We start from the raw sequence: 22,446 nt of genomic DNA, 5'->3' as shown, positions 1-22,446 counted from the left end.
AAGCGGAAGCCATTTTGGCTTCCGCTTTTTAGTAAACCGCAGTGACTTCAATTTCAACATTTACATCACGCGGCAGACCAGCTACTGCAACGCAACTTCGAGCCGGAGGCTGCGTAGTAAAAAATTCAGTATATACTTTGTTTACATCAGCGAAATCATTCATATTTTTTAAAAAAACAGTAGTTTTGACTACTTGATCCAATGTTAATCCCTCTGACTCTAAAATGGCTTTGATATTGTTGAGTACCTGATAAGTTTGCATAGAAATTCCACCGTATACAATTTGCCCACTAACGGGATCCAAAGGAATTTGTCCCGATAGGAATAAAAAGCCATTGGCCTTTATAGCCTGTGAATACGGCCCGATGGCTTGTGGCGCTCTGTCTGTGTTAACAACTGTTTTCATTTGAATCCCCCAAATCACTTATTATTATCATTATAGCCTAGTCCGCACTGTTTAAAAACAGATTTAGTGCATTTTTGGCAGTAATTTTTATCAATATGCTGATAAGCATATTCAATAGCCGTTGTGGTATGTGGAAAAAAGTTCCTATTTCCGATGATATCATAAAGCCCCGTAACCCGCAGTTTCTTCTCCGGTTGTCCGTTTAATCCGGCAATCAGAACGGTAATACCTTTTTTCTGTAAACGTTCGACAATACTGCGAAGGTGATTTTCACCGGTTATATCAATGATAGATACTTTACTCATGCGCAGAATAAGGATTTTAGGATCATAGTGGATGGTATCCATGATACTTTGCGAGAACATTTGGGCCGCACCGAAAAATAATGGACCGTCAATGCTGAAAATACTAATTTCTGAACAGGTATAATCTTCAAGAATTTCTTCGTCCGCAATTTCAATAATGTTATTTTCCTTATCTAAAACAACCGGATTGACCGCAAGAATATCACTCATACGTTTAACAAAAAGAATCATCGCTAACAATAGCCCGACTTCAACAGCAATCGTTAAGTTGACAAATACAGTAAGAAAAAATGAAATCAAAAGTACAACGGAGCTCAGTGTACGGACCTTTAGTATAGCAGCAAAAGCATGATGCTGACTCATATTATAAGACACTACCATTAATATAGGAGCCATGCTGGCCAGCGGAATTAGACCAGCATACCGGGCCAGAATCAGCATCGTCAGCAAAACAAAAATCCCTGAAATAAGTGCTGAATACTGTGTGGCTGCTCCTGTCCGAATATTGGTTGCAGTACGGGCGATAGCACCGGTGGCAGGAATACCGCCAAAAAGTGGTGCCACAAAATTGGCAATCCCCTGTCCGATTAATTCACGATTGCTATTATGCTGTGTGCCAGCCATGCCGTCAGCAACCACAGCAGATAACAAAGATTCTATAGCACCCAAAATAGCAATAGTAAGCGCCGGCTGGAAAAGCTGCTCGACTTTTTCTAAAGTTATTTCCGGAATCACAAGCTGGGGTAAATTCCCCGGTATTCCGCCAAAAGTCGAAGCAATGGTACTGATTTCATTTGGATATGCCACAGTGGCTACAATGGTAGATACTAAAAGACCAATTAATGAACCGGGTATTTTAGGAAAGATCCGGGGTGTAATCAGAATCATAACCAAACAAATGAACGACGTAAGAGCACTATAAGGATTCAGTGTACCAAAATGTCTCACAATCTCAATTACATTGGCAACAAAACTCTCATGACGTTCAATACCGGTAAGTCCCAAAAAGTTTGGAACCTGCCCGGTAAAAATATTGACTGCAATTCCTGCTGTAAAACCAATCGTTACGGAACGGGGAATAAATTTTATCAACGAACCCATATCCAATAAACCCATCACTATTAAAATAATACCAGACATAAACCCTGCAATAAGTAAATTTTCATAACCATACGTTAAAACAATAGATAACAATATAGGAATGAACGCACCAGTAGGGCCGGCAACCTGAAACCTGCTTCCACCAAAAATGGCTACCAAGCAGGCGGCAATAATCGTCGTATAAATGCCGTATTCAGGCTTTACACCGGAGGCAATAGCAAAGGCCATAGCTAACGGTAACGAAATTACACCAACCGTAAGGCCGGATAATAAATCCTTTTTAAAAAACCGCGAAAAATAGCGTTTCAGTGGTATTCTAAGCGCACGTGTCATATAAAACTTCCTTTCAGCATCATCGTCCAAGTGTTAACCTCCACAAAGCTATAAAAGTTCCAATTGTATAGCTGATAAATACAAATGCTGCACAGAGTATGGCTCTACACCCTTAGGCTGGCTATACTCTGTGCAGCATAGTCTGTCATTGTCCAGGTTTCCGTTTCATACCAAATAGATTAACTAGTGAGCGTACATTTTACAATTAAGCATGAAAAATAATAATTGTATCATATCATACTATGATTCATTTAGGTAACGATAAATATTACTATATTTTATGATCCTATAGGATAAATGTTTATTATTGCCGAATTTTAATAGAAATTCTATAAATATTGTTAAATTTGCTCAAAAAGCACTATAACCTAATTTGTGCATTACAGTGCCACTACTTACCATCGACAAAAAAATACACCTTACATATAATTTATGTAAAGTTATTTTTATGAGGTGAACTACGTGGATGCAGTTTCTCATGCACTTATTGGTTTTTCCTTGGCAGTACTTTCCGGCCACCAACCAGCATTTTCCGACCCAATTTTTATTTCCACCATACTAGGTGCTCAGGCGCCTGATTTAGACATTTTTACTCACATACGTGGTGGTATGACATATTTAAAACAACATCGTGCTTCTTCCCATTCTTTTCCGGGTATTATTGGATGGTCTTTATTTATCGCCATAAGTGTACATGTATTTGTATCCTCAGCCGACATCATGTCACTTTTTTTATGGGCATTCGTCGGCGGTTTGTCTCACATACTAAGCGATTATGCCAACACCCATGGTGCGGCCTTATTGTGGCCATTAAAAAAAGAACGAATCAGCTGTCATCTTTTAAATGTCTTTGATCCTATTATTCTAGCGCTTTTATTCGTCTTTGATATTTATATTTATTATGCCGGTCAATTTTCATGGTATTTGGCTGTTTCTTTGTTTGCCTATACTCTTTTTCGTTTGTTTTTGAAAAAACAGGCCTATTGCTATTTAAAGCAATATTTAAAGGATTATATTGTACATCAAATATTAATCATGCCTTCATTACGACATCTGTTTAATTTGGATTTTGTTGTACAGACAGACCAGGGATATTTTGCCGGACGAATATCAAATATAAATTTAACTGTTCAAATTACGGCCACATTCCCCTGTAAAAAAACTTCCTCAGTTCTTATTAGTGAAGCTCAAAAAACGCCTCTTGGACGTTTTTTTCGTACCTTTTCTCCTTTCGCTTATTTTGAAGAAGCCAAAGAAAATAATGTAGTTAAAGTCAAAATTTATGATTTACGTTATATCTTAAATCATAAATTTTTACATTCTGCTACCATTATTTTCAATCAACATCAACTTCCGGTCACTTCTTACTTGCATACGTATGGACGCAACATTAAAGTACCCTGCTAGTTATTTTTTTGAAAAAAATATATTGGGATAATAAAATTTAACAGCTATTTTATAAGACTTTTATGGGAACCTTATATTCAGGAGGTGATGATATGGGTAAATGTAAACCAAAAACCAATAAATCATCCGAATTTGCCAAAGAAATTGCTCCCAATGTAAAACAGGATAATAAAAAGCCAAAAACGAAATCTTGTGGCTGCAGCTAATAAAAGAAAATAACTCAAAAGCATAACTTTTGAGTTATTTTCTTTATAGATTACGTAAATCTATACGCTTTACACGCTGTGCTAAAAGCGACGAATCATTACTTTTAGATTTGATATCTTCAATAGAAATATGTAACTGTTCAGCCATTAGTTTTTTTACTCTGGGTCCACAGAAAACTCCCTGGCATTTCCCATGTCCCGCACGTGTCCGCCGGCTCACTGCATCAAGAGAACGTATCGGAATACCGCGCTGTAAACAATCGACAATCTCTGCTTCCGTCACTTGCTCGCAACGGCAAATAATATGTTTCTCGGGGTTTGTTGATTCAATTGATCCTTGGAATGGGTCGATTTTAGGTTTAATAATAGGTTTTCTTTCTGATATAAATTGGGAATTGTGTTCTAAAATAAGTCCGGCCTGTTGTAAGACTTCTTTTACTTCCAGTGCAATAGCCGGCGAAGCGGTTAACCCAGGAGAGTCGATCCCGATAAGATTAATAAATCTTTTTACGCTACTTTCTCCGATTACCCAATCAGTAACATTGGCAACAGGACGATTTCCGGCAAAAGACTTTAAAACCTTTTTAATATTAAAATCAGGTACCGATTTACGAGCTGTTTCCACAATATATTTTAATGTTTTTTCATCAGTACCGATATCTTCTTTATCTTCAATTTCCTCGGCATTAGGACCGATCATTAGATTTCCATGATAAGTAGTTGTCACTAAAATACCCTTGCCAAGCGGGGTAGGTACCTGAAAAATAACGGATTGTGTCAAATAATTTTCCTCTTTATCCAATAACAAATATTGTCCGCGACGCGGCATAATTGTATACTCCGTTATTTCTAGCATATTAGCAATTTTATCACTGTATATCCCGGCCGCATTAACTACATAACGTGCCGTAATGATCTTGCCATTACTAAGGGAAATTTCAAAATAACTGTTTGCATTGTTAATTCCGACGACTTCAGACTGCAATTTGATATCTACACCATTATTAATGGCATTTTCAGCTAATGCAATCGCAAATTCATAAGGTGAAGTTACTCCCGCATTTTCGCAGTATAATGCTGCTTTAATATTTTTACTTACATAAGGTTCTTTTTGCAGCACTTCTTCTGAAGACAATATTTCTAACCCTTCAACACCATTAGCAATACCCCTATCATATAATTGTTGTAGTTTGGATATCTCTTCATTTTCAAAAGCCAAAACCAATGATCCCGTTCTTCTATAGCCAAAGTGTAATTCTTTATTCAATTTTTCATACATACGGTTTCCCCGGATACATAGTTTGGCCTTTAAAATTCCAGGTTCATCCGAATAACCTCCATGAACAATTCCACTGTTAGCCTTAGAACAACCGCAACTCACATCGTCTTCTTTCTCAAGAACACAAAGTTTCAGTTTATATTTTGCCAGTTCTCTGGCAATATTGAGCCCTACCACGCCTGCACCAATCACACATACATCATACATCTATCAGAAGGCCCCCTTAAGAGTTGATATAATTACATAATTATTCAGATTTTATATTATCCCTGCTAAAATTAGCAATTTTAAAAAAAACATTGCCAGGTTGCAATGTTTTTTCTTTCTTCATTTATCATTATTATCCGTATTTTTATCGACAATATAAACCTTTACATTTTTCATGCCGAAATCTTTAGCCTCTTCTACAGTCCATTTAGCGATATCAATACGATTCCCCTTAATCGCTCCGCCTGTATCTTCTGCTACTGCATACGTTCCTGTTCCGTCAGGATATTGAATATATACTTTAGAGCCTAAGGAATAATATTAGGGTCAACAGCTATGATACCAGGACGAACCTGCGTTCCAAGATGGGTTTTATTACCCCATTGATCATTATTATGAGGTCCTGGCGCATAAGCAGTGGCAGTAGCTTCTAAAACATCTTCATAATGGCGAGGTGTTTTTTCTTTTTTAAATGTTTTCTTTTCATGCTTTACCTGTTGTGTTGCTTCCGTTTTATTCTTGTTAGCGGATGCGTGTACAACAGCAGATGGTAGCCCCGGCAAAACCGCAGATGACATAATAGCTGCTCCTGCAAGAGCGGCTGCAATTCGTTTTATTTTTCCTTTATGGCGTTTGTGACGTTTCACCAACATGTCCTCCTTTGTAAAATATTTTCTACTTTAACGCCATGATCTTAACGAAATCCATAATTTTCCTTAACTGGTTTGATTGACAAACCAGTTAACTAATATAAGTATTTATAGTATTAATAAATTACAAAAATTAATTCGAAGTAAATTATAGCTTTTAGCGAAATGATTACAAAACAATAACAAGTGTCTCCTGCACCCATTTTTATTTCCGCAGAACACCTTATAGAATCCCTTTGGAAAAAACCGGTTGTTAACTAAAAAACTGATCATTGTTACTATATTTTTTCCAAAACCTATTTCCTGAATATGTGTAATAGTTTTAATTATACTGCGAAAATAAGAATTACTCCAAATTTTTTATTTACTATCCTGTTACATCAGATGAAATTGTCTTTTAGGTACATTAATATTTCATTTAAAGAGCAATAACTATCAAAGGAATTTTACATTTAATGTGGAAATATAATTAATGAATTATATATATTAATTACAAGGAGCGTGTTTTATGTCTGTCCGCACTTTTGCTTATAATCAAATTGAAGTTAACGTAAAAGGTGAAATTGCCAATGAAGAGGTAGCTATTTATATAGACCAGTTGCAAACAAAAATCAAAAATAAACTCATATCAGTAAACATTACTGTTGATAAAGAATACGTGGACATTCACTACCGTACCGTCCCGATTCCTTTTGAACGTATTCGCCGAATTACCGGTTATTTGGTGGGTACCACAGAGAAATGGAATAATGCCAAAAAACAAGAAGAACGTGACCGTGTAAAACATGCTATATAAAAAGCTACATATTCCATTGTTGGTTGCCCTCTAATTTCAGTATCCGAAAAAAACGGCATATTTGCCAGCATACTCTATCGGAATGATCAGCTTAAGATAACAGGCTGTTACCGTTTAAATAACCCGGACAGCGAATAAACGCTATTGAGTTAATTTTCAGATTATTCCGAGACCCTAATCATTATCATCATTCCCCGTCCGGTACGTAACAAAAACGGGAATTTATTTATGTAGATTTAAATTTTTTAATTATTATATGACACCCAGTAATACCAATCCTCCGAGTGTTCTCATGGTTTCTTCATGATGTGCCTTCTCACGTTACCGTTCACGTTACACAATATGTTGCTTAATAATAAACAGTTCTCCATTTTCATTTTATCGAATACAAAAAACCGTAATAAAAAATCCGGTAGCTGAAGCCACCGGACAAGTTCTTCCTCGAAACAAGTTTTAAATTAGTAGGTATGTAACATACCAATTATCGCAAAAATATCGTGAGAATGTTTTATTTGTAGAAATAAAAAAAAGGTGTTTATCTTTTTATTCTGATATATTTAAGCTATTCAAACACTAACATTAGTTACAGGAACGGCTGTTTTTTGTTCTACTTCTTCACGTCTAGTTATTTCGGCATTATATTCACTTTGAGTAATCTTACCGTTATTTAACATTTGCTTTAATTCATATTCACTGTATTGTGTAAGATTGGTAGAACTGGAGTCGGAAGTAGAGTCAGTTTCGCTATCTTCAGCGCTTTCCGTTTTATTCGCAGCCACACTGGCTTGAGAAATGATCGCAGAATCAGTAGAAGAACTTACTGCATTCTCCTTAACCGGTGATTGACTAGCGGTAGCTGTAGGTGCAATAGAGGAACCGAGAGCACTTAAGCGGGCACCCTCCTCGCTGATTTCAACCGTATATGCTGGGGAAACAGCTGCATTTGCATCTTCCGAAGTCGCTTTATCGGTACTAAGCTCAAATGATGATGCGACATTTACTGCGTTGTTAGTTGAAACCGCACTCTGAGACTTTTCTTCATCTTGCGTTATTTTTTGCTGATTTGCTTGCCTAGAAGAATTTAAGGTATTAGTCATATTAACATTAGATGTTGTATTAAGGATTGGGGACATTTTGCACCTTCTTTCTTAGATTTATTTTATAGATATTAAATCATTTACAATCATAACTTATCAATCTAAAATATATATCGAACAAAATTATGCATTAAATAACCAATTTTTTTACGTAATTTTGTTCTTATTTAATAATTCTTTAAGGAATACAAAAGTCCTTTAAAAAACAACTCCTTGCTTCTCCTTAACTGATTTCTAAGTTTTTCTAGTCTTCAGCTTTTTGATAAGCCCCAAGCGTTCTTTTATATTTTTTTCAAGGCCTTGATCAGTAGGCTGATAATACTGCCGGTCTTTCAAATTTTCCGGCAGACACTGCATATTGGTTACTTTATCTGCAACATTATGTGCATATTGATAACCCTTACCATAGTTGAGGTTTGCCATCAGCTTAGTTGAAGCATTTCGAAGGTGCAACGGCACACCATCTGCCATGGTGCTGTTAGCATCCTTCTTAGCGTTTTCATAGGCCATATATAGCGCATTGGACTTGGCAGCTACGGAAAGATATACCACCGCCTGGGTTAAGTGCACATTACACTCAGGCATGCCCAAATAATGGGCGGCATTATACACGGCGATAGTCATTTCCAAGGCCCTAGGATCAGCCAGGCCGATGTCTTCAGAAGCAAAGCGGATCAGCCTTCTGGCAATAAACAGCGGTTCTTCCCCGGCTTCCAGCATTCTGGCCAGCCAGTAGACCGCGGCATCGGGATCACTGTTGCGCATGGATTTGTGCAAGGCAGAGATAAGATTATAGTGTTCTTCCCCATTTTTATCATATAATAACGCCTTCTTTTGGATACAGCCTTCCACGATATCTTTACTTATTATCGTAGCGTCACTCCGCTTATCAGCGCTCATCACGGCCATTTCCAACACATTAAGCGCTGTCCTGGCATCTCCATTGGAATATACAGCGATTAAATCCAGCAGCTCATCGGCAATTTTAATATTCTGGCCGCCGTAGCCTCTTTGATCTTGCAAGGCATGCTTTAATAGCTTCAGAATATCTTCTGTTTGCAGAGAATGCAGAACAAACACTCTACTCCTCGAGAGCAAGGCAGAGTTAACCTCAAAAGAAGGATTTTCGGTAGTGGCGCCAATGAGAATAATATTGCCTTTCTCGACGTGAGGGAGAAAAGCATCCTGTTGTGCTTTGTTAAAGCGGTGAATTTCATCCACAAAGATTACGGTCCGCTCGCCCATCAACCTGCTCTGTTCCGCTTTTGCCATTATCTCCTTAATCTCTTTGATGCCAGAGGTTACAGCGCTAAAGGTTATAAACTTGGCGTTGGTTATATTGGCGATTATCATCGCGAGGGTAGTTTTGCCAACACCAGGAGGTCCCCATAGAATCATCGAAGTAATATTATCTGATTCTATGAGCTGTCTCAGTACCTTGCCTTTACCAAGGATATGTATCTGGCCAATATATTCTTCCAGGGTTCTTGGCCTGATTCTATCAGCTAGGGGAGCTTTATGCACATTTTCAAAAAAAGTGCCTTGTACATAATCCATTCATTACACCTAATTTCCTCAAATAGTACATATGTTCTATTATATATATTATCATCTAATTGCCAAATTATTCAATGGGTAGACCAACATATATAGTAAGGGTGCTGGTCCTCTCCCTACTTACAGGGTTTTTTTTAAACAAGCAAAAAGGGAAAGCCCCATATCCTGATAAACGACCAGTTCTCCTAAGGATTCAAACATTACAGTCACCTTCTTCTAATTTTCGGTGCAATAGCTGGGAAGATAAAGGACAAATGCCATTAAAAAATGGAGAAGTAAGTATATCAGCAGGTACAGTCTCACGGGAGACCTCGTTAAATCCATAACATTTCAGCATATCACCAATGGTTTCTGTGAGCAGATAGGCATCAATGATTTTTTCATTACGAGCAAATTGGAAAGCCTCTTTTAGTAATACACATGCTATTCCTTTGTTGCGATGTTCTTTACTGACAGCCAGTGAACGAAGCAGACAGGATTGTCCATACCTTTTTATACCAATCACTCCGATTATCCGCTTTCCTTCATCGAATCGACAAAAGAGAGTAAGTTCTTCCTTTTCCAGTCCTTCAGGAACTAAATCAGAATCAATTAATAATGTATGAGCTTGTGAAAGGAGGATCGCTATGAAGATCGATGTTAAAACTCCCGAATTACTTAATTGCTCGGTTACTATATATCTTCTTGCAGCTGCTCTCTGATGTATTTTTGCGATTGCCTCTTTATTTCGTCCTACTGTATCTACATAATATCCCTTACACCAGAAATGTCTGTTTCCGTACTTATATTTCAAATTCGCATGTTTATCAAATATCATTAGCGAACTTTTTCCCTTTAAGTACCCCATAAAAGACGCTACACTGATCTTAGGAGGAATGCTCACTAACATGTGAATATGATTTGGACACGCATTCGCTTCGAGAATTTCCACCCCTTTATATTCACATAGCTTTCTTAATATCACTCCTATATCTGCTTTTATTTTTCCATATATTACTTGCCTTCTGTACTTTGGAGCAAATACTATATGATATTTACAACGCTATTTACTATGTGCTAAACTCTTAGTATCCAATTGGATGTGCCTCCTTTGTTCAGAGTTATGAGGTCGGCAAACCTGCATTTATTCTAACAAAGGTGGCTCTTTTTTTCGCCCCATAGCTATAAGCTTTCTAGAACCACACGCGTAGCGTGTGGTATTCTGCTTACGCAAAAAATCCCGAGACAGCAATAAATGCTATCCCGGGCTACTAATGAGATATGACACCCTGCATTACTGTTTGAACTGTGGTTCTTGCTTTTCAATGTATTTTTGTCTTCCTTTTAATGTTTCAACTGCATTGTCAAGGGTCTGCGCCAATTGCTCAAAGGTTTGTTTTGCCTGCTGATCCTGCGTCTCCAAAGAAAATGTTTTCATGGTGGCGGCAGCGTTTTGTACAGTTGCAATAGCCTGAGTCATTTGAGTACCTACTGTCATTTTTTTCACCTCCTTTTAGGACTATTCTATCCTTTTGGTTTAAACAGTAACGCTGACAGAAATCCGAATATAATCGCCGCTGAAATGCCTGCGCTGGTAATTTTAAAAATACCTGTCAATACACCGACAAGACCGGTTTTTTCTGCCTCCTGGAGGGCCCCTTTTACCAGTTGATTTCCAAAGCTGCTTATAGGCACCGAAGCTCCGGCACCTGCAAACCTAACTAAATCGTCATAGAGCCCAAATCCTCCTAAAACAGCTCCGGATACGACTAGGGCAACCATCGTATGGGCAGGAGTTAATTTCAGTCCGTCCATTAAGAGTTGTCCAATTACACAGATCGTTCCTCCAACGATAAACGCTAATACAAACTTCTCCAAGCTTCAGCCTCCTTTGCTATATTTCTATTGATACTGCATGGGCAACACACGGTATTGTTTCTTTTTGTTGATAAGACATGGGCGAAAGTAAAGCACCTGTGGCAATGATCAGCACGCGGCTCAGTTCTCCTCGGCGCATACGATTTAAAAGATGCCCAAAGGTAGTTGTAGCAGCACAGGCACAGCCACTGGCGCCTGCTAAAACCGGCTGACTTTCCTTGTACATCAAAATACCACAGTCAGTCAATTTTTCCACAGGAATGATGAGTCCATGCTTGGTAAGCAAATCTCCGGCAATCCGGTGACCTATCTTACCTAAGTCACCGGTCGCAATGAGATCATAGTGTGATGGCTCGATATTCATATCCCTAAAATGGGCTTCGATCGTGTCAACTGCGGCTGGGGCCATGGCTGCTCCCATATTAAAAGGATCGGAAAGCCCCATATCAATTACGCGTCCAATAGTTGCCGCAGTAACACGCGGCCCCTGACCCTGCCGTGCAACAACCGCGGCACCTGCTCCCGTAACAGTCCATTGCGCTGTGGGAGGTTTCTGTGCGCCATATTCGGTGGGATACCGATATTGTTTTTCCGAGGCTGCGTTATGGCTGGATGTGCCAATAAGTGCATTGTGCGCAAACCCACTATCCACAATCAGTGAAGCGAGAGACAGGCCTTCTATCGAACTGGAGCATGCACCATAGATGCCTAAATAGGGAACGGCTAGAGTACGGGCAGTAAAGCTGCTGGGTATAATCTGGTTAATTAAATCTCCACTCAGGAAAAACTGGATATCCTCTTTTTTGAGTCCTGCCTTTTTAATCGCAGTCTCACAGGCTTGCTCCAGAAACTTTTTTTCCGCTTGTTCGTAACTGTCCTGCCCCAGCCATATATCACCGTGCAGCAGGTCAAAATCGTCTGCCAGGTTCCCTTGTGCCTCGAAGGGTCCGCCTATCGCCGCAGAGCCAATGATTACCGGTTTGGATGCAAAAATCCATGTTTGATGACCTAGTAACATTCACATCCCACCTAACAAATTAATAACTACTTTTATAATAGCAACTACAAAAGCGGAAAAAACTCCATACACAATAACCGGCCCGGCAATTTTAAACATATTTCCGCCGACACCTAATACAAACCCTTCACTTTTATGGTCAAGCGACGCTGACGCGATAGTATTGGCAAACCCTGTAACCGGAACGGCAGTTCCAGCCCCGCCCCATTGTGCAAGATGATCATATACCCCAAAGCTTGTAAGTAACACGGAAAGCAAAATCAAAACCGCAACGGTAGGGTCTCCCGCGGTCTTTTCATCAAAGTTAAAATAGGTCATAAAAAACCATTGTATTCCCTGGCCTATAGTACAGATAATGCCTCCGGCAATAAAGGCCCGTATGCAGTTCCGTACTATTGGGCGCTGCGGCTCTCTGGCATGAGCAAAGTCCTGGTACTGCTGTTGTACAGGGGTTAGGTTTTTCCTTTTTATGCTGGACATTAAAATCACCTTCTATCGCAATAAATACGGCTTAAGCTTTTTCATAAGTTGCTGTAAGGTATCAGCATGCTCCGAATACATCCTCTTAGCCGCTTCATTCTGTGTCTCCAACGCAAATGTTGTGAGATCCGCCTGAATTTTCTCGAAATTTGCATAAAGCATTTCCTTTACTTTAGGCTGTGGCATTTGCACACTATCGTCAAAAAGATCCAGATATAACTCGCCGGACGAATCTACTTGCCCGATAAAAACATTGTCCAGCGATACTCCCATGTTTTCCAACTGGATACCCAGCCATTCCTTATTAAACCCTAAAGAAGCGAGGGGTTCATTTAACATGTTGCCATCCAGTATAACGGTCTGCGGTTCCGTCTGTGGTGCCACTTTTATCCCTAAATCGTAGGCGGACACAGGCTTTTTATGAGATTTCAGAATTACATTTATATCTCCAGTGCCTTCCATTACGGCAAATTCAACATCCCCTAGATTAAATGCATTTTTTGAGCGAAGCTCCCGCAAAAGTTCCTCTCCTGTTAGCCTGGTTTGCAAAAGATTCTCTTCCATAATTTTCCCATGCTTAATTAAGACGGTTTCCTTCCCGCTAACAACGTCATGAACCCACTTGCTTTTTATGGACAAATAATCTAGTGCTATAGGAAGCAGTACCCAAACACCTAGCGCAATCAATCCGAAAACAAAGTTTGTAATTATATTCAAGGACATTAATGCCGCAATTATTGCAATTATCATGTAGTTTACAAACTGAAAAGGCGTCAAACGGACAATATTTCTTTTTCCCATGCTCCTGGTCATGAGGAGTATCAGAAAAAATAATGAAACTGAACTTAGTAATATCTGTATCCATTCCTGCATTTTTCAATCTCCTGATTAGTTTCCTTTAAATTGTGGCTCTTGATATTCTAGAGTCTGCATTCTTTTCTCAAGATCATTTGTTATTACCCCTACAGTCTCCAATGCTTCATTGTATACTAATTTGGTTTCTTCGTCCCCCGTCTGTAACGCATATAATCGTAATGTACCCTGACTGCCTTTAAGGGTCGCTAACGTTTTTTTTATTTGAGAAGCAACTGTCATATATATTCCCTCCATTTACTCTATTATTCTTCCAATTCCAACTTTAATCCGTCAAATATTGCTTAAAAATTATGGAAATTTCTCCTCTGTTTTTTATCCTCTCAACTATCCCGTAATTCCTGAATAACTGAATCTTACTCTAGTAATACTAGTAAACAAACGCATTAGGGGAGGTCGCTTTTTTGTCAATTACGCTGGTTGTAGTAATTCGATCTGTTATTTCTTTTGTTATTTTATTATTGCTTGTGCGACTTATGGGCAAGCAGCAGGTTGCCCAGCTGACCTTTTTCGACTATGTCGTTGGGATTACCATCGGTTCCATGGCTTCTACTTTATCTGTACAGGTAAATGAAGATTTACTGTCTACGTTGGCAGGGTTGGCTACATGGACAATACTGGCGATATTACTGGCAATTTTGAGCCTCCATAGCGTATGGATTCGTAAGATGGTAGATGGTGAAGCAACAGTTGTAGTTGAAAACGGAAAAATTCTTGAAGATAAATTAAAACAAATTCGTATCCCAATAGAACAGCTTATATCCGAACTACGCACCCAAGGAGTATTTAATATAACCGATGTAGAGTTCGCAATGTTTGAGCCAGGAGGAAAGATCAGCATACAAAAGAAATCTCAAAAGCAACCCGTTACTCCCGGAGACTTAAACATCTCCACAAAATATGACGGGCTGCCGACAAACCTTATTTTAGACGGTATTGTACTGCAAGATGCGCTTCATTCACTTAATTTAACCAAGGCCTGGTTAGAACATCAACTCAGTAAGCAAAATATTCAGGATATCACAGAAATTTCATTGGCACAATTAGATACCAAGGGAAACCTATATGTTGACTTAAAAGGAGATAAATCATGTTGTACAATATCAATAAAAAGATAAAATTACTGGATAACCGGTTTCGTCTAATCAAAACAATTGTTATCGCAATTTTATTGAGTAGTACTTTAGTAGCCTTAAGTGCCTGTACGTTACTGACAAAGCCTTTAGATAACCGTATAGGATTTTCCAAGCATTTGGAACAAGTGGAAAATAATATTCGTAATGAGGATTGGCAGCAAGCAAAAACAAATTTGGAAGATTCAAAAGAATCCTGGAAGAAATTAAAGCCATTTATTCAAGTAGATATTGACCATGATTACGTAAAAGACATTGAGGATGGTTTTACAAAATTAGATGGATACCTTGCCACCCAAGATCAATCAAACTCCCTGGTATCTATTCTCCTAATAGAAAGTACGTGGGAAAATATAGATTCATTATAGATGCAACCGCAGTCAACGTACTTCGCCCCCCTCCTGCTCAACCGCAAAAAAAGAGAATGGCTAGAAGGCTTTGTATCAATTATGTTAAATCTAAAATTTTTAGCATTGAGAAATCCGTTCGATTGTGGAGAACATCAATAAAAGTATTGCTGCAACCTCTGTTAATCATTTAACTGAAATAAAAGTCCTGGAAAAAGAAAAAAATCCGTCCTCTGTAAAATCGATAATCTGTATATCCCTGCAGAAGATAGCCAGATAGATCAATCTTTACGCGAACGGATTTCTCAAAATAAACGTCGCCTGGAAGATATTCACAATTCTCAATTTCGAGGAAATCGAAGATATACTAATACCGAGATAAGGTATAAAACTAACAAAAAAAGCCATGACAAACTCATGGCATAAATAACAATTATTTCCTATTATTGGTCCTATAAATGGTGGAGGTAAGCGGGATCGAACCGCTGGCCTCTTGAATGCCATTCAAGCGCTCTCCCAGCTGAGCTATACCCCCACATATATCTTACCAACAGATATAAGTATATACTAAAAATTAATTTGTGTCAACAAAAATTAATAGTCTATGTTTACAAAATTATTTTATCCACTAAATCAATTAACTGACCGATTTCAGGCTTAGATATCTGCCCATTGGCTCCTATGGCCTCGCCTTTACGCCGCATTTCTTCATTGATAAGTGATGAGAAAATAATAACTGGAAGTTCACGCAATCTTGGATGATTTTTTATTTTCTTTAATAAATGATGTCCGTCCATTTGGGGCATTTCAATATCGGTTATAACCATTTGAATTTTTTCGGCTATCGGAATTTCGCTTTCCGCCATAGCCTCCAAAGCCTCCCAAGCCTCCTTGCCATTATAGTACGCTTTAATGTTTTGATACCCGGATGTATGCAGAGTACCTACCAACAACTCACGCAACATGGGCGAGTCTTCAGCCACAACAATGGTTTTAGTCTGACGTATTTTTTCCAAATCTGGAGCACTCTGTGGAATCGTTGTCAGCTTTATGTTGATTTCAGGATTAATTACAGAAACAATCTTTTCGAAATCCAATAAAACGATGATCTTTTCATTCATTTTTATCAGGCCAACCACTAAATCTGAATCACTAATGTCCGGTGGTGTTTCCATTGCCGTCCAGGAGACCCGGTAGATCCGCGACACTTCATCTACTAAAAAGCCTACGAAATAATTATTAAGCTCACTAACGATAATATTTTTTGTATTGGATTGTTCTTCCGCATCCAGACACCGCGGCAAATTTACAAGAGGCATTACTCTGCCACGTAAGGTAAAAACCCCATCGACATAAGGATGAGAATGAGGCATTTTAGTTACCGGAACAGGATTAATAACCTCACGAACTTTGGCAACATTTATGCCATAGCTTACTTTACCGACCGTAAATTCAATAATTTCAAATTCATTTGTCCCTGTTTCTAATAATATCCCTTTTTTATTTCCGGCTTTCTCACTCATCTTTCTGCCTCCTTAGGGTATTTAATCACAATAACGACTTAGCCTAACTTGCCTATTATTAAATTAGATCATTTGTTAAAAAAATCCTTCACATTTATCTCAAAACTCAACAAAATTCGTAAAAAATCGCAACTTGTTAAATAGGATTTTTCTTATAGGTCCATCCGTCTTTTTGCTCGATTCTTTGTGCTTTTAGTAAACTGCCCATAGCTCTCTTAAAGGCGGATTTGCTGATCCCAAATTTTTCTTTGATCACTTCGGCAGGGGTATCATCCGTATAGGGAATCTTTCCATCGCATGAATCTAAAAGATCCCAAATAGCCTGAGCATCCAATTTCTGTGCCTCTTGCTTTACCGGCCGCATAGAGACATTAAGACGACCATCCTCACGGATGTAGGTAACACGAACTATAACTTCGTCACCTATACGTAAATTTCTTGTAGTTTCGCTGGTATGTAAAAAAGCTATATATCTTTCTTGTGTAAATAAAAAAATACCTTCCTCAGTTTGATTATAAACTACACCATTAAGAAAATCCCCGACTTTGACTTCAACTGCAGGCTTAGAGGCTTTTTGCAATTCTTCTGCAACATCCATAGTAACAGCCATACGATCGCTTTTATCTCGGTACAGCTTTACCCATATTTTGTCGCCTTTACGCACTTTACCGTGCATTTCTGAAAAAGGGAGAAAAACGCCACGTTCGGCACCAATATTAACAAAAGCACCATCCCGGGTTGTATTAATGACCACCACTCTAGCTACCTGCCCTTCCCGCATTTGTGGCAACCGCATGCTGGCTGTTAGCCGTCCTTTGGGATCAAGATAAAGATATACTTCCACTTGCTCGTTAATGTTTATCTCTCGCATTTGCTGTGCTTTATGCAACAGAATATCATCTGACGTATTGCCCGTTCCTGCGTCTAAAAATGCTCCCAGTTCATTCATACGAACCACCCTTAGTGAGACAACATTCCCAGGTTTAAGAGAACTATGTATACTCTTCATTGCTCTCCTCCTTATCCTTTAAACGAATGTACTTCTGCATCGCCCCAAAGTTGTTCCAAATTGTAAAAGACACGATCTTCCTCAATAAAGATATGTGCAACACAGGCACCATAATCTAACAGAATCCAGCGCCCTTCACGGTAACCCTCTCTGCTCAATGAATGGAAACCATGCTTAGCAAGCTTCTCCTCTATATTGTCGGCAATAGCTTTTACTTGTATTGAAGAATTAGCGCTACAAATAATAAAAAAATCAGTAACACTGGAAATTCCATCAACATCAAGAATTAAAATATCTCTTGCCTTTTTGTCACTTGCAGCCTCAGCCACTAGCTCGGGTAAGTATGAACTTATTTTGGTCATATAGGCCTCCTTGTTATTCAATGCATCATTCATTAATTATTTTCCATATCGCTGTATTATATTCTTGTTATTATATAGCTTTCCTGCAAAAAGCCCGCAGTAATCACTGCAGGCTTTCCAACATTCATTTATTTTTGTATTTTTTTAGAAACTTCATTCGTTTTTGTTGTATTATTATAAAATAATTTTTGCACTACTTGTTTGGTTTGCTCCTTATCATATATCCAGTAACTTATATCATTTATAGTGGCAAAATCGCCTGGAATCATTTCAGTGTAAACATTATCCGTCTTGAAACTTTTTAAACTGTTAGCTACCTTTAGCATGGTAAATGCCGTCATATCCGTATTCACATATTGATTAATTGTATTAACAATGGAAGGAAATTTCAGTATGGTTTCCAATTGAAAAACCTCTCCGCTAAGCGCCTTCAGAAAGCGTTGTTGCCGCTGTACGCGCCCAATATCACCAAGTTCGTCATGACGGAACCTTACATATTCACCGGCTTTTTCTCCATCTAAATGCTGATATCCCTTTTGCAAGTGTATGGACAAATTGGCATACGGATCTTCATAATCCATATCATTTTCAACGTATAGATCAACACCGCCTAAGATATCTATAACATTAATAAAAGCTTTCCAATCCACAGCTACATAGTGATCAATCGGAATATCCAACACGTCTTCAACTGTTCGTTTAGCCAGTTCAACACCACCATAATAATAAGCATGAGTGATTTTATCATAACCTTTACGTCCGGGAATGGTCACTTTTGTATCACGCGGAATAGAGATCAAATTCACTCCGCCGTCTTCCGGATTGATACTGGCAACAAGCATTGCATCTGAGCGTCGTGCCCCGTTTGCCATTTCCGGATCAACATCATCCAAACCAAGCAGCAGAATATTAACCCGTTCAGGAAGCTTTTTAGTTGACTCAGCCGGAGCATTGGCATTCACAGCCATTTTTTCCTGGAACACATTATGATAAGCAAATATTGCCGCACTAGTTAAAACTGTAAACAGGAACAATAGCACCATAAGCAACAGGATGACCCGTTTCCAACGTATACGTCGTCTTTTTCTACTCATTTTTCCTTCCCCCAAAAAAGCAACTATTACTTGTAGCAGAGATTTGGTCTTTCTATCAGCAAACTATTGCGTCCGGCAATTGTATCGGGATGGAGCAATGCATTCTTATCGACGATATGCTTCAGCGTATGATTGTACGCAAACAGCATAGCCCTGTCAATATCAACAGCTGTAAGTTTTCTAAGGTCTTCAACACCTGTAAAGGAACGGCTCGGTTCAATAAAGTCAGCTAAAAATATAATCTTGTCCAACAAAGACATATTCTTGCCACCCGTTGTATGCAAACGAATAGCTTGAGTAATCTCTGGATCATACATCTGGCACTCCACAGCAACTAGCACCGCTCCTACTTTAGCATGTAAGAGTACAGGTTCGTGACGTTCAATATCATCCATCACTATACCAAAGGTAAGAGCCTGATGCAATAGGAGGTTATTGGGTATTTCTTTAGCGTAATCATGCAGTAAGCCTGCTATCTGTGCTTTTACTGTATCCGCTCCGTATAGCTGTGCCAGTTCAACAGCCGCCTTACTTACCGCAACCGAATGCAGGAAACGTTTTTCCGATAATTTATTTTTTAATTTTTTAACTAGATCAGTGTATTGCAAGTTCATCACCTAGTATGATAAAATTCTCCGATTTTTTTAGATATCCTTCCATAAACAGACAAAAAGCCTCCTTTTCCGGAGGCATCTTTTTCTTGCTATTTTTTTTCTTATCCCTGTCGCGGCTTAGCTTCATTAACAACAATTTGACGGCCGCCTAAATCAGTACCGTTCATTGCGGAAATCATTTTTTCGGCATCAGCATCTTCTACTTCCACAAAACCAAAACCTCGGGAACGGCCTGTCTCTTTATCCGTAATAATCCTGCTGGATATGACTATACCATATTCCCGAAAAGCGTCTGCCAGACTTGTATCTGTAGTAGACCACGGTAGGTTACCAACGTAGAGAGTTTTTGCCATCTAGGGATCACCTCTCTTTCCATGAATTCTTAAACTACTGCTTTAACATTATTTACGAATTCATGGTATTTATGCCTGCCTTTATTTGGTACAGTGTATGTTAGTTTTAAAATTAAGTACGGTATAAACCTTCTTTTGCTATATAATTTTCTACATTTTCCGGAACGATATATTTTATAGACCTGCCCTGCTTTACTCTTTCGCGGATGTCTGTAGAGGAAATATCCAGTTCCGGTGTTGCCAAAAGATGAATATGTCCACGTCCCTGCTCACCAAAATATTCTATTACAGAATCTAATGTTCCACCACATCCGGGACGGGTAGCCGCAATGAAATGACAATTTTCTAAAAGAAGATCGACATTTTTCCACGTAGCAAGTTCTAAAATGGCATCTGTACCTGTTATAAAAAACAGTTCGGTCTGAAGGCCATATTGCTTTTTCAATTCTGTAATTGTATCAATGGTGTAGGAAGGGCCCTTTCGGTCCAATTCAATCCTGGATACTGCAAAGTGAATATTAGAATATGTGGCCAATATCGTCATGATGTATCTGTGCATAGGGAGGGTTACCGGTAAATTTTGTTTGTGCGGCGGATCAGCAGCTGGTATAAACAGGACTTTTTCCAACTGATATTCTCTACGCACAGCTTCGGCCGTAACAAGATGCCCGATATGGATTGGGTCAAATGTTCCTCCCATTATGCCAATTCTTTGTTTATCTGACATGAGCCATCTCCTAAATTAATAAAAAAGTGTATATTTAAAATAAAACTCATCTAAATAAAAAATACCGAACCCAATTAGCAGCAATGTCTATGGCATTACGTAACACAACCATCGTGGCAACGATAATAATCATAGCCCGGAGATAATCAATCATATCATGCTTTCCCTTAGAAGTTTTTAGATATCTTAGCAGGGAATGAACATATCCCATCAAATTCCACCTCTTATTTACAGCTTACAGCATTTATACCAGCAAGGCCATGTTATCCCGGTGTATAACTTCATCGTACGGTTTAGAACCTAATATGGCAGCAATTTCGTTAGTATGCTTACCCATAATTCTGCGGATTTCTTTTGCATTATAATTTACCAAACCACGGGCAATTTCCCGTCCCAATGGAGTCACAATGGAAATGGTTTTACCTTGCCCAAACTCGCCATCAACCTGAATAATCCCTGCAGCCAGCAGGCTCGATCCCTCGGACAGTAAGGCTTGTTCACAGCCTTGATCAACCATAACACTGCCGTAAATGCGCGCACCAAACGCCAACCAACGTTTACGAATCTGTAAACGGTTTTCCTTCGATATAAAAATAGTACCAACCTTAGCACCGCTTAAAATTTCCCGCAATACACCGTCTCGTGCCCCGGAGGCGATAATCATGGTAACTCCCGAATTAGTCGCGATTTTTCCCGCCTGGATTTTGGTATACATACCGCCTGTCCCTCGTAACGTACCAGGCTCATCTGACAATGCTTCAATTTGAGGAGTAATATCAGTAATTTCTTGAATAAGCTGTGCATTGGGATTTTTCTGGGGATTATCAGTAAATACGCCTTCAATATCGGACAGAATTATCAGGATATCGGCATCCACAATACTGGCAACCATCGCTGAAAGCGTGTCGTTATCACCAATTTTCAGTTCATCAATCGCTACGGCATCATTTTCGTTGATAATGGGTATGACACCCATAGCTAATAAGGTTAACAAAGTATTGCGTGAGTTGGTATACCGCGTTCGCTTTACGGAATCTTCCCTTGTCAACAGCACTTGAGCAACAATTTGTCCGTATTCTCCAAAAAGCTTTTCATAAGTGTGCATCAATATGCCCTGTCCAATGGCTGCTACCGCTTGTTTTTCGGGGATAGTTCTTGGTCTTTCCTTGATACCTAAACGTTCCATGCCAGCACTTACGGCACCGGATGTCACTAAAATGATTTCCTTTCCCTGATTTGCTAAGTCAGATAATTCACGAACCAATTTTTCAATACGGAAAAAATTCATTTTCCCCGTTTCATGCGTCAACGTGCTGGTTCCTATTTTAACGACCAGCCTTTTTGCATCAGTCAGGTTGCTCCTGGTAAACATATCTCCCCACACCTTAGCTAATAATAAGAATTAAGGCAATTCTATTTTTTTCTTTTCAGGGTTTCTTTTATATAAAAGTCCGTTACGGCCAATAACTTGTACTAACTCAGCCTGAACACAATCCGCCAAAGCCATCAAGGCTGATTGTGGTTCCTCCGGACTATTTTGCAAAACACGAACTTTAATCAGTTCGCGAGCTGCCAGCGCATCCCGGGCACTGGCAGCCACTGCCTCGATCATCCCTGCTTTACCAATCTGAACCACGGGATCCAGTGTACTGCCTAGCGACCGCAGATAACGTTTTTGTTTTCCCGTCAAAGTACTTTCCGACACGTTTGCC

At 39.0% G+C, this 22,446-nt stretch carries 28 protein-coding genes, 1 tRNA gene and 1 pseudogene; 4 read left to right on the top strand and 26 right to left on the bottom strand.

Annotated elements, in window-relative coordinates; all coding sequences use genetic code 11:
• Nucleotides 1–28 precede the first annotated feature (28 nt).
• Nucleotides 29–406: a RidA family protein gene (locus P22_RS17850; protein ID WP_054261588.1), complete on the bottom strand. Its 378-nt coding sequence runs from the start codon at nucleotides 404–406 to the stop codon at nucleotides 29–31.
• 14 nt (nucleotides 407–420) lie between these two features.
• Nucleotides 421–2,175 (bottom strand): SulP family inorganic anion transporter, encoded by a 1,755-nt coding sequence (locus tag P22_RS17845; RefSeq protein ID WP_235814708.1) that lies wholly within the window; start codon nucleotides 2,173–2,175, stop codon nucleotides 421–423.
• Between the two features lie 432 nt (nucleotides 2,176–2,607).
• Here P22_RS17845 and P22_RS17840 point away from each other — a divergent pair, with 432 nt between their 5' ends.
• A complete protein-coding gene (locus tag P22_RS17840) occupies nucleotides 2,608–3,552 on the top strand; it encodes a metal-dependent hydrolase (RefSeq protein WP_054261587.1) in 945 nt (314 codons plus the stop codon).
• 249 nt (nucleotides 3,553–3,801) lie between these two features.
• Here P22_RS17840 and P22_RS17835 read toward each other — a convergent pair whose 3' ends face one another.
• From P22_RS17835 to P22_RS21490, 3 genes are all read right to left on the bottom strand, one after another.
• The gene (locus P22_RS17835; protein ID WP_054261586.1) at nucleotides 3,802–5,244 is read right to left on the bottom strand and encodes an NAD(P)/FAD-dependent oxidoreductase; all 1,443 of its coding nucleotides are present in this window, start codon (nucleotides 5,242–5,244) and stop codon (nucleotides 3,802–3,804) included.
• A 120-nt stretch (nucleotides 5,245–5,364) separates the two neighbouring features.
• On the bottom strand, nucleotides 5,365–5,538 hold the full coding sequence (locus tag P22_RS21285; protein ID WP_304437580.1) for a 3D domain-containing protein: 174 nt from the start codon (nucleotides 5,536–5,538) through the stop codon (nucleotides 5,365–5,367).
• 14 nt (nucleotides 5,539–5,552) lie between these two features.
• The gene (locus P22_RS21490; protein ID WP_304437579.1) at nucleotides 5,553–5,891 is read right to left on the bottom strand and encodes a hypothetical protein; all 339 of its coding nucleotides are present in this window, start codon (nucleotides 5,889–5,891) and stop codon (nucleotides 5,553–5,555) included.
• A gap of 511 nt (nucleotides 5,892–6,402) precedes the next feature.
• Here P22_RS21490 and nrdD point away from each other — a divergent pair.
• The gene (gene nrdD, locus P22_RS17825; RefSeq protein WP_054261585.1) at nucleotides 6,403–6,690 is read left to right on the top strand and encodes an anaerobic ribonucleoside-triphosphate reductase; all 288 of its coding nucleotides are present in this window, start codon (nucleotides 6,403–6,405) and stop codon (nucleotides 6,688–6,690) included.
• A 566-nt stretch (nucleotides 6,691–7,256) separates the two neighbouring features.
• On the opposite strand, the gene P22_RS17820 is transcribed toward nrdD, so the two are convergent.
• From P22_RS17820 to P22_RS17780, 10 genes and pseudogenes are all read right to left on the bottom strand, one after another.
• Nucleotides 7,257–7,823 carry a hypothetical protein gene (locus tag P22_RS17820; RefSeq protein ID WP_054261584.1) on the bottom strand — a complete coding sequence of 189 codons (567 nt, stop codon included), beginning with the start codon at nucleotides 7,821–7,823 and terminating at the stop codon, nucleotides 7,257–7,259.
• Between the two features lie 198 nt (nucleotides 7,824–8,021).
• Nucleotides 8,022–9,344 carry a replication-associated recombination protein A gene (locus P22_RS17815; RefSeq protein ID WP_054261583.1) on the bottom strand — a complete coding sequence of 441 codons (1,323 nt, stop codon included), beginning with the start codon at nucleotides 9,342–9,344 and terminating at the stop codon, nucleotides 8,022–8,024.
• Nucleotides 9,345–9,537: 193 nt separating this feature from the next.
• Entirely contained in the window at nucleotides 9,538–9,909 is a 372-nt protein-coding gene (locus P22_RS21280) for a GNAT family N-acetyltransferase (protein ID WP_255351813.1), read from the bottom strand.
• A gap of 107 nt (nucleotides 9,910–10,016) precedes the next feature.
• Nucleotides 10,017–10,371: pseudogene (gene tnpA / locus P22_RS17810) on the bottom strand (IS200/IS605 family transposase).
• Nucleotides 10,372–10,617: 246 nt separating this feature from the next.
• A complete protein-coding gene (locus P22_RS17805; protein WP_054261582.1) occupies nucleotides 10,618–10,821 on the bottom strand; it encodes a DUF1657 domain-containing protein in 204 nt (67 codons plus the stop codon).
• Between the two features lie 26 nt (nucleotides 10,822–10,847).
• Nucleotides 10,848–11,201 carry a stage V sporulation protein AE gene (gene spoVAE / locus P22_RS17800; protein ID WP_054261581.1) on the bottom strand — a complete coding sequence of 118 codons (354 nt, stop codon included), beginning with the start codon at nucleotides 11,199–11,201 and terminating at the stop codon, nucleotides 10,848–10,850.
• Between the two features lie 16 nt (nucleotides 11,202–11,217).
• Nucleotides 11,218–12,219, bottom strand: a complete 1,002-nt coding sequence (spoVAD, locus tag P22_RS17795; protein ID WP_054261580.1) for a stage V sporulation protein AD — start codon at nucleotides 12,217–12,219, stop codon at nucleotides 11,218–11,220.
• Complete coding sequence (gene spoVAC / locus P22_RS17790) at nucleotides 12,220–12,699, bottom strand: stage V sporulation protein AC (RefSeq protein WP_054261579.1); 480 nt, start codon at nucleotides 12,697–12,699, stop codon at nucleotides 12,220–12,222.
• Between the two features lie 12 nt (nucleotides 12,700–12,711).
• Nucleotides 12,712–13,572, bottom strand: coding sequence for a DUF421 domain-containing protein (locus tag P22_RS17785; protein ID WP_054261578.1), 861 nt, complete (start codon nucleotides 13,570–13,572; stop codon nucleotides 12,712–12,714).
• 15 nt (nucleotides 13,573–13,587) lie between these two features.
• Nucleotides 13,588–13,794: a DUF1657 domain-containing protein gene (locus P22_RS17780; RefSeq protein WP_054261577.1), complete on the bottom strand. Its 207-nt coding sequence runs from the start codon at nucleotides 13,792–13,794 to the stop codon at nucleotides 13,588–13,590.
• A gap of 182 nt (nucleotides 13,795–13,976) precedes the next feature.
• Here P22_RS17780 and P22_RS17775 point away from each other — a divergent pair, with 182 nt between their 5' ends.
• Both P22_RS17775 and P22_RS17770 read left to right on the top strand, forming a co-directional pair.
• Complete coding sequence (locus tag P22_RS17775; RefSeq protein ID WP_054261576.1) at nucleotides 13,977–14,690, top strand: YetF domain-containing protein; 714 nt, start codon at nucleotides 13,977–13,979, stop codon at nucleotides 14,688–14,690.
• Nucleotides 14,663–15,073, top strand: coding sequence for a DUF4363 family protein (locus tag P22_RS17770; protein WP_054261575.1), 411 nt, complete (start codon nucleotides 14,663–14,665; stop codon nucleotides 15,071–15,073). The genes P22_RS17775 and P22_RS17770 overlap by 28 nt, the downstream gene beginning before the upstream one ends.
• Before the next feature lie 438 nt (nucleotides 15,074–15,511).
• Here P22_RS17770 and P22_RS17765 read toward each other — a convergent pair.
• The 11 genes from P22_RS17765 to yhbY form a co-directional block, all read right to left on the bottom strand.
• Nucleotides 15,512–15,587, bottom strand: a tRNA-Ala gene (locus tag P22_RS17765).
• A 73-nt stretch (nucleotides 15,588–15,660) separates the two neighbouring features.
• On the bottom strand, nucleotides 15,661–16,575 hold the full coding sequence (locus tag P22_RS17760) for a chemotaxis protein (protein ID WP_054261574.1): 915 nt from the start codon (nucleotides 16,573–16,575) through the stop codon (nucleotides 15,661–15,663).
• Between the two features lie 136 nt (nucleotides 16,576–16,711).
• On the bottom strand, nucleotides 16,712–17,584 hold the full coding sequence (locus P22_RS17755; RefSeq protein WP_054261573.1) for a CvfB family protein: 873 nt from the start codon (nucleotides 17,582–17,584) through the stop codon (nucleotides 16,712–16,714).
• 11 nt (nucleotides 17,585–17,595) lie between these two features.
• Nucleotides 17,596–17,946, bottom strand: coding sequence for a ribosome silencing factor (gene rsfS / locus P22_RS17750; RefSeq protein WP_054261572.1), 351 nt, complete (start codon nucleotides 17,944–17,946; stop codon nucleotides 17,596–17,598).
• A gap of 128 nt (nucleotides 17,947–18,074) precedes the next feature.
• A complete protein-coding gene (locus P22_RS17745; protein WP_054261571.1) occupies nucleotides 18,075–19,040 on the bottom strand; it encodes an LCP family protein in 966 nt (321 codons plus the stop codon).
• Between the two features lie 26 nt (nucleotides 19,041–19,066).
• Nucleotides 19,067–19,648 carry a bis(5'-nucleosyl)-tetraphosphatase (symmetrical) YqeK gene (gene yqeK, locus P22_RS17740; RefSeq protein WP_054261570.1) on the bottom strand — a complete coding sequence of 194 codons (582 nt, stop codon included), beginning with the start codon at nucleotides 19,646–19,648 and terminating at the stop codon, nucleotides 19,067–19,069.
• Between the two features lie 107 nt (nucleotides 19,649–19,755).
• Nucleotides 19,756–20,007 (bottom strand): RNA recognition motif domain-containing protein, encoded by a 252-nt coding sequence (locus P22_RS17735; RefSeq protein WP_054261569.1) that lies wholly within the window; start codon nucleotides 20,005–20,007, stop codon nucleotides 19,756–19,758.
• 112 nt (nucleotides 20,008–20,119) lie between these two features.
• Nucleotides 20,120–20,734 (bottom strand): nicotinate-nucleotide adenylyltransferase, encoded by a 615-nt coding sequence (gene nadD / locus P22_RS17730; RefSeq protein ID WP_054261568.1) that lies wholly within the window; start codon nucleotides 20,732–20,734, stop codon nucleotides 20,120–20,122.
• A 46-nt stretch (nucleotides 20,735–20,780) separates the two neighbouring features.
• Nucleotides 20,781–20,945: a hypothetical protein gene (locus tag P22_RS20960; protein ID WP_172675873.1), complete on the bottom strand. Its 165-nt coding sequence runs from the start codon at nucleotides 20,943–20,945 to the stop codon at nucleotides 20,781–20,783.
• 33 nt (nucleotides 20,946–20,978) lie between these two features.
• Nucleotides 20,979–22,106, bottom strand: coding sequence for a glutamate 5-kinase (gene proB / locus P22_RS17725; RefSeq protein ID WP_054261567.1), 1,128 nt, complete (start codon nucleotides 22,104–22,106; stop codon nucleotides 20,979–20,981).
• A 30-nt stretch (nucleotides 22,107–22,136) separates the two neighbouring features.
• A complete protein-coding gene (yhbY, locus tag P22_RS17720; protein ID WP_054261566.1) occupies nucleotides 22,137–22,439 on the bottom strand; it encodes a ribosome assembly RNA-binding protein YhbY in 303 nt (100 codons plus the stop codon).
• Between the last annotated feature and the right edge of the window lie 7 nt (nucleotides 22,440–22,446).

This window comes from Propionispora sp. 2/2-37 (assembly GCF_001298735.1).
Taxonomy (GTDB): domain Bacteria; phylum Bacillota; class Negativicutes; order Propionisporales; family Propionisporaceae; genus Propionispora.
This window is presented reverse-complemented; position numbering and strand designations above follow the sequence as displayed.

Coding starts and splice junctions, on each gene's coding strand:
- P22_RS20960 (WP_172675873.1), bottom strand. CDS start 20,945: ATGGGATATGTTCATTCCCTGCTAAGATATCTAAAAACTTCTAAGGGA.
- P22_RS17785 (WP_054261578.1), bottom strand. CDS start 13,572: ATGCAGGAATGGATACAGATATTACTAAGTTCAGTTTCATTATTTTTT.
- nrdD (WP_054261585.1), top strand. CDS start 6,403: ATGTCTGTCCGCACTTTTGCTTATAATCAAATTGAAGTTAACGTAAAA.
- P22_RS17850 (WP_054261588.1), bottom strand. CDS start 406: ATGAAAACAGTTGTTAACACAGACAGAGCGCCACAAGCCATCGGGCCG.
- P22_RS17835 (WP_054261586.1), bottom strand. CDS start 5,244: ATGTATGATGTATGTGTGATTGGTGCAGGCGTGGTAGGGCTCAATATT.
- P22_RS17745 (WP_054261571.1), bottom strand. CDS start 19,040: ATGAGTAGAAAAAGACGACGTATACGTTGGAAACGGGTCATCCTGTTG.
- P22_RS17805 (WP_054261582.1), bottom strand. CDS start 10,821: ATGACAGTAGGTACTCAAATGACTCAGGCTATTGCAACTGTACAAAAC.
- P22_RS17815 (WP_054261583.1), bottom strand. CDS start 9,344: ATGGATTATGTACAAGGCACTTTTTTTGAAAATGTGCATAAAGCTCCC.
- proB (WP_054261567.1), bottom strand. CDS start 22,106: ATGTTTACCAGGAGCAACCTGACTGATGCAAAAAGGCTGGTCGTTAAA.
- P22_RS17760 (WP_054261574.1), bottom strand. CDS start 16,575: ATGAGTGAGAAAGCCGGAAATAAAAAAGGGATATTATTAGAAACAGGG.
- spoVAC (WP_054261579.1), bottom strand. CDS start 12,699: ATGTCCAGCATAAAAAGGAAAAACCTAACCCCTGTACAACAGCAGTAC.
- nadD (WP_054261568.1), bottom strand. CDS start 20,734: ATGTCAGATAAACAAAGAATTGGCATAATGGGAGGAACATTTGACCCA.
- P22_RS17780 (WP_054261577.1), bottom strand. CDS start 13,794: ATGACAGTTGCTTCTCAAATAAAAAAAACGTTAGCGACCCTTAAAGGC.
- rsfS (WP_054261572.1), bottom strand. CDS start 17,946: ATGACCAAAATAAGTTCATACTTACCCGAGCTAGTGGCTGAGGCTGCA.
- spoVAD (WP_054261580.1), bottom strand. CDS start 12,219: ATGTTACTAGGTCATCAAACATGGATTTTTGCATCCAAACCGGTAATC.
- P22_RS17735 (WP_054261569.1), bottom strand. CDS start 20,007: ATGGCAAAAACTCTCTACGTTGGTAACCTACCGTGGTCTACTACAGAT.
- P22_RS17755 (WP_054261573.1), bottom strand. CDS start 17,584: ATGAAGAGTATACATAGTTCTCTTAAACCTGGGAATGTTGTCTCACTA.
- P22_RS17770 (WP_054261575.1), top strand. CDS start 14,663: ATGTTGTACAATATCAATAAAAAGATAAAATTACTGGATAACCGGTTT.
- P22_RS17820 (WP_054261584.1), bottom strand. CDS start 7,823: ATGTCCCCAATCCTTAATACAACATCTAATGTTAATATGACTAATACC.